Annotated in this window: 8 protein-coding genes and 2 pseudogenes; 6 read left to right on the forward strand and 4 right to left on the reverse strand. The window is 70.5% G+C overall.

Annotation, left to right across the window (positions count from 1 at the left end; genetic code table 11):
- The first annotated feature begins 829 nt into the window (after nt 1-829).
- From EFK10_RS30745 to EFK10_RS51090, 5 genes and pseudogenes are all read left to right on the forward strand, one after another.
- A complete protein-coding gene (locus EFK10_RS30745) occupies nt 830-1,330 on the forward strand; it encodes a DUF6188 family protein (RefSeq protein ID WP_164836214.1) in 501 nt (166 codons plus the stop codon).
- Nucleotides 1,331-1,867: 537 nt separating this feature from the next.
- Entirely contained in the window at nt 1,868-2,407 is a 540-nt protein-coding gene (locus EFK10_RS30750; protein WP_127358928.1) for a GNAT family N-acetyltransferase, read from the forward strand.
- Nucleotides 2,408-2,484: 77 nt separating this feature from the next.
- Nucleotides 2,485-2,934, forward strand: a complete 450-nt coding sequence (locus EFK10_RS30755; RefSeq protein ID WP_127358929.1) for an IS5 family transposase — start codon at nt 2,485-2,487, stop codon at nt 2,932-2,934.
- Nucleotides 2,931-3,062: pseudogene (locus tag EFK10_RS53525) on the forward strand (IS5/IS1182 family transposase); the annotation flags it as partial. The gene EFK10_RS30755 and the pseudogene EFK10_RS53525, both read left to right, overlap by 4 nt.
- Before the next feature lie 76 nt (nt 3,063-3,138).
- Nucleotides 3,139-3,282, forward strand: a pseudogene (locus EFK10_RS51090) (site-specific integrase); the annotation flags it as partial.
- Between the two features lie 81 nt (nt 3,283-3,363).
- Here the strand turns inward: EFK10_RS51090 and EFK10_RS30770 are convergent.
- Complete coding sequence (locus tag EFK10_RS30770) at nt 3,364-4,122, reverse strand: phosphoglyceromutase (RefSeq protein ID WP_127358930.1); 759 nt, start codon at nt 4,120-4,122, stop codon at nt 3,364-3,366.
- 97 nt (nt 4,123-4,219) lie between these two features.
- Between EFK10_RS30770 and EFK10_RS30775 the strand changes: the two genes are divergently transcribed.
- The gene (locus EFK10_RS30775; protein WP_127358931.1) at nt 4,220-5,482 is read left to right on the forward strand and encodes an MDR family MFS transporter; all 1,263 of its coding nucleotides are present in this window, start codon (nt 4,220-4,222) and stop codon (nt 5,480-5,482) included.
- Here the strand turns inward: EFK10_RS30775 and EFK10_RS30780 are convergent.
- The 3 genes from EFK10_RS30780 to EFK10_RS30790 form a co-directional block, all read right to left on the reverse strand.
- Entirely contained in the window at nt 5,423-5,920 is a 498-nt protein-coding gene (locus EFK10_RS30780) for a type III secretion system chaperone family protein (RefSeq protein ID WP_127358932.1), read from the reverse strand. The two genes, EFK10_RS30775 and EFK10_RS30780, sit on opposite strands and share 60 nt — an antisense overlap.
- A complete protein-coding gene (gene mshA, locus EFK10_RS30785) occupies nt 5,913-7,241 on the reverse strand; it encodes a D-inositol-3-phosphate glycosyltransferase (RefSeq protein ID WP_407647184.1) in 1,329 nt (442 codons plus the stop codon). The genes EFK10_RS30780 and mshA overlap by 8 nt, the downstream gene beginning before the upstream one ends.
- Before the next feature lie 634 nt (nt 7,242-7,875).
- A partial coding sequence (locus tag EFK10_RS30790; protein ID WP_240677575.1) for an asparagine synthase-related protein occupies nt 7,876-9,156 on the reverse strand: 1,281 nt, incomplete at its 5' end.

Genomic DNA, 9,156 nt, shown 5'->3' on the forward strand with positions numbered 1-9,156 from the left:
GCGTGTGGGGCCGGCTGTGCTTCGCACTGGATGGCGCTGAGAGCCATCGAGGCCGGTGGATTCCGGCTTCCGGCGCGCACTTCCCTGCTTGCCCAGTGCTACTGGCACCTTCGGCTACCGCACTTCTGGCGTCAGCAATTCGACAGTATCGAGCTACGCGCGATGTGTCCACTTATGACCTAATCCCCCGTGATTGAGCCGTCAACTGCCGAGAATTGCGCGAGTTTGACGGTCGATGGCTACAGCAACTAATCCGCAGCTGCCGAAGCACCAAAACCCCTGATGGTCCATCAAAAGGACGTCGGGGGCCCCGTTTGGCGCCCCCGACGTCCGCCGCGTCCGCGTCCGTTCAGCCCGGATCCACCGGTTGGTGTCTGCGGAGTGTGAGGTCCTGAAACGAAGAAATTCCTTGTGACCTGCGAAGATGGGACTTCTCTACGGTTCCATCCGGCAAGTACAGCAAGGCATCTCTCACGTGCAATCTTCCATGCCGCCGCAGCGGTCTCAGCCGCGTTCGATGACCCGACCCTGGTCACTCACCGCGGCCTGGAGCCGCTGATACGCCTGGCGGCGGCGCTACGAGACTTTAAGGTCTGGCCCTTGGGGCGAGCCTCTAAGACCGGGCCCTCATCGGACTATTGCGGGCAGGCGAGGAGCCAGCACGATCCGCAACCAGCGTACGGACCCCGATCTCTCACCCCAAGGGCCGGACCTCCAACTCTCTCCGCACCACCCGCGTGCCCACCAATTGGTCGACTGTAGTAACAACAAAGCGCAGACTCGTCCGCAAACGATGGCCCTTGACCGCGAGGTGGACCATGGTGTGGTGGTGAGAACTGAGACCGATCCCGTCGAACATGAGGACCGATGGATCCTGAGCCCCCGCCTCCGTGGCCTGCGCGTCACCAGGATCAGCATCGATTTCATGCTGACACTGACCCTCGATTCGGACTGGGAAGTCATCCTGGAAGCGCCTGCCCGCCTCGCGCGCGTTGCAGACGGCACTATTCCCCGCTTGCTCCTGACACCGGAGACGCAGGACGTGGCTGCGGCCCTTCCGCTGTTCGGGAAGGCGATCCTGTCTGCGGTTGCGTTCAAGTCCGGCGCTCTGCGGTTGGTGTTCGATGGCGGCATTGAGCTGACGTGTTCGAGTGACCCAACGTCGGAAGCGTGGCAGATCACGGGACCACGAGGATGGCGCTTCGTGTCGTTGCCTGCAGGCGGCCTCGCCGTCTGGTCCGGCTCAGGAGCCAGCGAGATCGCGCCGGGTGAGAGCGAGACGCCCCGCGTCACTTCTTCGGCTACTGACCCCTGTCGGCAGCTCACTTGACCCACCCATCGAGACTCCGCAGGCATTCGCATCAGGCCAGCCGCGTGTCAAACTGCAGTTCATGACTCACAGCCGAAAGGGCCATGCCGCGTAGGCGCCCCTCACGCCTCCGGGCGGACAACAGGCTCTTTGCTGCGCATCGCGGCAGCTACTCGAAGATCGGTCAGCTTTCAGGCCCGGCTCAGGCACAGATCATTCAGTTGGAGCGGACACGGCTTCGGCCAGGCCTGATAGGGCAGGCTCTCTCTCGATGGGCTGTTATCGCACGGGCCCCGAAGGATCAGCTTCCTACACCGTTCAGCGACCGATGCGGCGTCCCAGACTGTTGCCCCGAGCCGGCAGACGAGCGAGATCTTCTGGAACTGGCGATCTGTGCTCTGCCCAAGAAGTCCGCGCGAGAGCTGCGCAGCATCGTGCAGCCTCTTGATCTGAGGATCCTCAGACGCCCCGATGCCGCTCCGTACGGCGACCCCGAGCACCACTGGTGGCAGAACGTCTTTCCGTTCGGTTGGTTTGACCATCTGTTAGCGTGCGCGGATGGAAGATCTGGGACTCGTGGCTTGGCCGCCTGAGCCGATCAGGACCGAGCGGCTCGTGCTCCGTGAGCCCGAGGCGCGGGACCGTGCGGCGTTCATCGAGCTGCTCGCCTCGCCAGAGGTGCACACCTACCTCGGCGGTTCCCGCCCGCGTGACGAGCTTGAGCGCGAGACGCCTGAGGTGCCCGAGCAGTGGCCCGGGAGTTTCGTCGTTGATCTCGACGGGTCGATGATCGGCCAGATCCTGCTCAGGAGAGCAACCGGGCACCGTCGCCCGGCTGCCGTGGGGAAGGCCGATCTCGGCTACCTGTTCCTGCCGCGGGCGTGGGGATTCGGGTACGCCGCCGAGGCGTGCGCGGCGGCACTCGGCTGGTTCGACGGCGTCCTTCCCGGCGAGCCGGTGGTGCTCACCACCCAGACCGCCAACGTCGGCTCGATGCGTCTCGCGGCGAAGCTGGGGTTCACCGAGGTAGAGCGGTTCGAGGCCTGGGGCGCCGAGCAGTGGCTCGGCATGTGGTCCCCGGTCACGCCGTCCAGTTGAGTTCGTGACGGAACCGCCGGGGAGTACCCGCCCATCCACGCGCGCGAGCGGCCTGCAACCGCGACTTGCCCGCGCGCATGCCGGGCATCACCTCTAGGCCGTTTCGTTCGGATCATCTGATCGTTGGTTCAGGTGTGCCGTTAAGCGACGCGCAGTGGGCGCGGATCGAGCCGTTGTTGCCGGACCGGACGCCCAGGCGGGGTGGGCGGTGGCGGGATCACCGTGAGGTGATCGATGCGATCGCCTGGAAGTTCCAGACGGGGTCGCAGTGGGTGCACCTGCCGGAGAAGTACGGGAACTGGCGCGGGGTCTACAACCGGTTGCGGATGTGGGCCGTTGACGGCACCTGGGAGCGTGTCTTCACCGCGTTGATGGCTCAGGCCGACGCCGATGAGGACCTGAACTGGGCGGTCTCGGTGGACTTCACGATCGTGCGCGCGCATCAGCACGCGGCCGGGGCTCGTAAAAAAGGGCCCCGGCCGGCGAGCCGCACGACCATGCCATCGGCCGGTCCCGCGGAGGACTGACGACGAAGGTCCACCTCGCAGCCGACGACCGCTGCCGGCCGCTGGCCTTCGTGCTGACTGCCGGGCAGGCCGGCGATGCACCTGCTTTCCCCGACGTGATGGCTCGCCTGCGCGTTCCCCGCCCGCGGGGGCGGCCTCGCACCCGGCCCAATGTGGTCCTGGCCGACAACGCGTATTCCTCACGCGCGCCGGCCGGAGTCCTGCAGCATCAAGGCGCTGGCGGAGTACCTCGGGCACTCCGATCCAGGGCTGACGTTGAAGGTGTACGCGCACCTCATGCCCAGCAGCCGGGAGCGGGCCCGGAAGGTTCTCGGGCGAGCGCTCAGGCCGCTGGACCCGAGGAACTGAGGGCCCCGAGAGGGCCCAGGCCGTGAAAACGCCCCTGATCTGCGCCGAAAACGCAGGTCAGGGGCGTGATCGCGAAACGTACTACTTCTTGCCCTGGTTCTTGACGGCCTCGATGGCGGCCGCGGCGGCGTCCGGGTCGAGGTAGGTGCCGCCGGGGTTGAGGGGGAGGAAATCGGCGTTGAGCTCGTAGGAGAGGGGGATACCGGTGGGGATGTTGAGGCCGGCGATGTCGGCGTCGGAGATGCCGTCGAGGTGCTTGACGAGGCCGCGGAGGCTGTTGCCGTGGGCGGCGACGAGGACGGTGCGGCCGGCAAGGAGGTCGGGGACGATGCCGTCGTACCAGTAGGGGAGCATGCGGACGACGACGTCCTTGAGGCACTCGGTGCGGGGGCGCAGCTCGGGGGGAATGGAGGCGTAGCGGGGGTCGTCGCTCTGGGAGAACTCGGAGCCGTCCTCGAGCGGGGGCGGCGGGACGTCGTAGGAACGGCGCCAGAGCATGAACTGCTCCTCGCCGAACTCGGCGAGGGTTTGGGCCTTGTCCTTGCCCTGGAGGGCGCCGTAGTGGCGCTCGTTGAGGCGCCAGCTGCGGTGGACCGGGATCCAGTGGCGGTCGGCGGCTTCGAGGGAGAGCTGCGCGGTGCGGATCGCGCGCTTCTGGAGGGAGGTGTGGACGACGTCGGGGAGCAGGCCGGCGTCCTTCAGCAGCTCGCCGCCCCGGACCGCCTCCTTCTCGCCCTTCTCGTTGAGGTTGACGTCAACCCAGCCGGTGAAGAGGTTTTTCGCGTTCCACTCGCTCTCGCCGTGGCGGAGGAGGATCAGCTTGTACGGAGCGTCTGCCATGGCGTCGAGTCTAAAAGAAAACCCTTTGGCGACTCTCGGGGCCCCTCTGTAAGCTGCGCGGGCGGTTGGTGGCTATTACGGGACAAGGGGTGCGGGCGTGGCGGATCCGAGACGGGCCGTTCGGGAAGCGGTGGCCGGGCTGCCGTCCGGGTTCTGGTGGCTGTGGACGTCGACGCTGGTCAACCGGGTCGGCAGCTTTGTGGTCACCTTCCTGTCGCTGTATCTGACCGTGCAGCGCGGCTACTCGGCCTCGTACGCGGGCCTGGTGGCCTCCCTCTTCGGCCTCGGCGGGATGATCGCCTCCCCGGTCGGCGGGACGCTGGCCGACCGCTGGGGCCGGCGGCCGACGATGCTCGCCGCACAGCTGGCGAGTGCCGCGTCGACCGCCGCGCTGGGGTTCGCACGGAATCCGGTGGCGATCGCGGCGCTGGTGTTCGCGCTGGGCTTCGCGGTGCAGGCGTCACGGCCGGCGATTCAGGCGATGCTGTCGGATCTGGTGCCGGGCGAGGACCGGCAGCGGGCCTTCTCACTCAACTACTGGGCGATCAACATCGGCTTCTCGGTGGCGTCCCTGTCGGCGGGTCTGATCGCCGCTCACGGCTTCCTGCTGCTTTTCCTGCTGGACGCGGCGACCACGCTGCTGTGCGCGGTGGTCGTGTTCGTGAAGCTGCCCGAGACGCGGCCGGCCGAGCCGGTGGTGCTGACGGCCGGGGCGGAGCCGCGGGCCGAGCCGCGGACGGGGACGCGCGAGGTGCTGCGGGACCGCCGCTTCATGGGGCTGGTCGGGCTCAACCTGCTGCTCGCGGGAATCTTCGCGCAGACCGGCATCGGCCTGCCCATCGCGATGGGCCAGGACGGCATGAACAGCACCGACTTCGGTGTCGTGATCAGTGTCAACGGCATTCTGATCGTCCTGCTCCAGATCCCCCTCACCCAGCTCGTCACGCGCCGCAGCCCCGCCCGGCTGCTGTCCTTCGGCGCCCTGCTCTTCGGCGCCGGGCTCGGGCTGACCGGCTTCGCCGGGTCGATACCGGTCTACGCGCTGACCGTCTGCGTCTGGACGATGGGCGAGATCATCTACATGCCGACCTCGTCCGCCGCGGTCGCCAAGCTCTCGCCGCCGCACGCCCGGGGGCGCTACAGCGGGATCATGGGGCTCTCGTGGTCCGTCGCGAACTTCACCGGTCCGCTCCTCGGCGGCTTCGTCATCGACCACGCCGGTACGGGGGCGCTGTGGGCGGGATGCGCGGTGATCGGCGCCGTGGCCGCCGCGGGCTTCCTCACGCTGCTGCGGGAACGGTCAGGAGCCGGGGTTGTCGGCGCCGGTGAGGTGAGCGAAGGCGTCAAGGTTGCGGGTTGACTCGCCCCGGGACGTACGCCATGCGTACTCCTTGCGGATGGCCGAGGCGAAGCCCAGCTCGAGGAGGGTGTTGAAGCTGCCGTCCGCGTTCTCGACGACCGAGCCGAGGATCCGGTCGACCTCTTCCGGGGTCACGGCGGCCAGCGGCAGGCGGCCGGTGAGGTAGACGTCGCCGAGCTGGTCGATGGCGTAACTGACCCCGTACAGGCGGAGGTTGCGCTCGAGGAGCCAACGGTAGAAGGCCTCATGGTTCTCGTCGGGGTGGCGGACGACGAAGGCGTTCACGGAGAGGGTGTGCTTGCCGACCTTGAGGGAGACGGTGGTCGAAAGCTTGCGGGTGCCGGGGAGCTTGACGACGTACGAGCCGTCGTCGGCGGTCTCCCATTCAAGCTCCGCGTCCCGGAGCGCCTTTTCGACGGCTTCGCGTGCCTCACCCATGGAGTGATCGTAGGCGACGGCGGCGTTCGGCGATCGCCCCGGCGTAGACGTCGGCGGTGGCACCGGCCGCCGCGGCCCAGCCGAAGTCCTGGGCGTGGCGGGCCGCGGCCTCGCCGAGGCGGGTGCCGAGGTGCGGGTCGTCGACGAAGCGGCGCAGGACGGCCGCGTAGTCGACGGGGTCGTGGCCGGGGACGAGGAATCCGGTCTGCTGGTCCCGTACGGCGACGGGCAGGCCGCCCACCGCGGCCGCCACGACCGGCGTGCCGCAGGCCTGGGCCTCTATCGCGACCAGGCCGAAGGACTCGCTGTAGGACGGCATGACGAGGACGGTGGCCGCCCGGTACCAGTCCGCTAGCAGCTCCTGGCCGACCGGCGGCTGGAACCGTACGACGTCCGAGATGCCGAGCCGTGCGGCGAGCTTCTGGAGCCCCTCCGGCTTGGCCAGGCCGCTGCCGCTCGGACCGCCCACGACGGGGACCACGATCCGCTCGCGCAGCGACGGGTCCTGGGCCAGCATCACCGCCACGGCCCGCAGCAGCACGTCCGGGGCCTTGAGGGGCTGGATCCGGCCGGCGAAGACGGGGATCACGGCGTCCGCCGGCAGGCCGAGGCGCGCGCGGGCGGCGGCGCGGCCGGCGGCGGGCGTGAAGAGGTCGAGGTTGACACCGGGGTGGACGACGGCGACCTTGGCCGGGTCGGCGTCGTAGTGCCGGATCAGCTCGTCGGCCTCCTCCGCGGTGTTCGCGATGAGGCGGTCGGCGGCGACGACGATCTGCGTCTCACCGATCACCCGGGCGGGCGGCTCGGGCGTGTCGCCGTCGGCCAGCGCCGCGTTCTTGACCTTCGCCATGGTGTGCATGGCGTGCACGAGCGGGACGCCCCAGCGCTCGGCGGCCAGCCAGCCGACGTGGCCGGACAGCCAGTAGTGCGAGTGCACCAGGTCGTAGTGCCCCTGGCGGTGGCTCGCCTCCGCGTGCATCACGCCGTGCGTGAAGGCGCAGAGCTGGGCCGGGAGGTCTTCCTTGGCCAGGCCTTCGTAGGGGCCCGCGTCCACGTGCCGGACGAGGACGCCCGGCGCGAGCTCAACGGTCGGGGGGAGGGTGGCGGTGGTGGCCCTCGTGAAGATCTCGACCTCGATGCCGATGTCGGCGAGGCGCTTCGCCAGCTCGACGATGTATACGTTCATACCGCCGGCGTCGCCCGTGCCGGGCTGATGCAGCGGCGAGGTATGCACGCTCAGCATCGCGACACGGCGCGGCTTCCGCGCGCCACCCATGCGCCGGGTGATGCGTGCCTGCGCCTTGGCCATGTACTGGCTCACGTCGCGCGGCCCTCCTGTCGTCCACGGGCGGAAACGTAACCCCGAACCCCTTCAACCGGTGGAACGGTCGATTCCATTCCAGCGGGTGCGGACTCCGTCCGGTTGTGGCCACGCCTCTTAAGAGGACGCGCCCCTCGCACCGCACGGCCCCGGGGGGCCTTGCGGGCTCCGAGCCGCTGCGCCGGACTCCGTACGGCGGGCCGGGGCGCCGCCGCGCCCCTGCCGGGTGGGTGGCTGAGGTCGCGTTGGCGGGCTGGAGGCCCGTGGACGGGTTGCTCCCCCCACCCCGGCCCTTCCCGAAACCAGGGGCGCTGCCCCCGGACCCCTTCCCACCGGGTTGTGGGAGAACGTTCCGCAAGGGGAGCGAAGCGAGATGGGGGTCCTCCCCCAGCCTGGCGGCTGGGTGGGGGTCCCCCCGGCCGAAGGCTGGGGGGACCCCCACCGGCCGAAGGCTGGGGGAGGGGGTGGGGGAGGCCGGCACAACCCGGCCACGGGCCGTCGGCCGCCAACGGTGCCCCGGGCCCACGGGCCGGCACCGTCGGGGTATGCGCCGTCGCCGAGTGCGGGCGGGTTGGGCCGGCCCGCCCCGCCTCGGGCGGACGGCCTACCCCCAACCTGGAGGTAACCGCACCCGTTACAGGGAGAGGCGGTGGATGCCGCCGGATACGGCGCGTTGGTCGGGGAGGGGGGTGCCGGTCCAGCAGGAGCCGCGGCGGGCGAGGAGGCGGCGGAGCCAGACCTCGGTGGCGACGAGTTCGGCGAGGCCGTCGAGGGGGAGGGGTTCGCCGGAGGCAGCGGCGCGGAGGGCTTTGCGGACGACGCGGGCCTCGATGAGCCCGGCGTCGGCCAGCAGTGGGGCGGCAAAGAGGTCGAGGAGGTCGTCGACGGCCGTACGGAGTCCGGCGCGGCCTGCGACAGCGGCGGAGGCCATGGTGTTGGCGCCCCAGCCGGCGGGGAGGTCGCGGATGCCGGCGCCGGCGAGTACGGAGCGCAGGACGGAGGCCCGGGCGCCGGGCTGGATGCGGAGGGCTTCGGGGAGGGCGCGGCAGGCACGTACGACCTGGTTGTCGAGGAAGGGGGCGTGGAGGCGCTGGCTGCGTACTTCCACCGCCTGCTCGAAGACGCGGTGGTCGGCGGCGTGGCGGGCCAGGGCTGCTCGGGCGCGCCGTTCGCCGGGCCGCTCCGAGGGGCCGCGCCGGGCGGCGGCGTCGGCAAGGCGAACCGATACTTCAGCGAGCGCCTCGCCGGTGAGCCAGCGCGCGGCGGGACCGGGCCGGCACCAGGCCAGCGCCGCCAGCGACGCGGACAGGGCGCCGTCGGGGCCGTCGAAGCGCCGGGCGAGGAGCTGGGCCGCGGCGGCTTCCACACCCTGTTGATAACTGGTACGGGCGAGCCGCCGCGCCGCCCGGTAGACCGTGAAGGGCACGAGGACCGACCGCCCGGACAGCCCGTCCGCACGGGCCAGCGCGGTCATCGGCCGGCGCAGCTGCCGCCGCCGGCGGTCCATGAGCAGGTCAGCGAGGCGCGCCGGGTGCGCGTCGAGGACCTGGCGGGCGCCGTGCCCGACGAAGTGGTCCGCGGCGCCGGCCGCCAGGCGTCGGCGGTGCCGCTCGGCGGTGACCAGGGAGGGGCCGGGCTCGTCGGTCAGGGGGCCGGTGTCCAGGAGGTCGGCGTAGGGGAGGGCTTCCGGGCCGCCGGTGACCACGACGTGGTGCAGGCGGGGGTCGGCGGCCATGCTGTGGGCGCGTTCCAGCTCGGCGGCGTTCGAACCGCCGCCCGTGGCCAGGTCGTTGAAGGTGACGGCCAGCAGCCGCTGGCCCGACGCCGAGCCGCGGCCGAGCGGCGTGCCCGGCATCCCGGGCAGCCCGGCGGCCAGCAGGGCGAGCGTGGCGGACGCGGCGCCGCCCGACAGGTC

The sequence above is a fragment of the Streptomyces soli genome (assembly GCF_003999195.1).
GTDB lineage: Bacteria > Actinomycetota > Actinomycetes > Streptomycetales > Streptomycetaceae > Actinacidiphila > Actinacidiphila soli.

Bases quoted from the DNA above. Each gene is read 5' to 3' on its own strand.
- EFK10_RS30750 (WP_127358928.1), top strand. From the start codon at position 1,868: ATGGAAGATCTGGGACTCGTGGCTTGGCCGCCTGAGCCGATCAGGACC.
- EFK10_RS30755 (WP_127358929.1), top strand. From the start codon at position 2,485: ATGCCGGGCATCACCTCTAGGCCGTTTCGTTCGGATCATCTGATCGTT.
- EFK10_RS30770 (WP_127358930.1), bottom strand. From the start codon at position 4,122: ATGGCAGACGCTCCGTACAAGCTGATCCTCCTCCGCCACGGCGAGAGC.
- EFK10_RS30780 (WP_127358932.1), bottom strand. From the start codon at position 5,920: ATGGGTGAGGCACGCGAAGCCGTCGAAAAGGCGCTCCGGGACGCGGAG.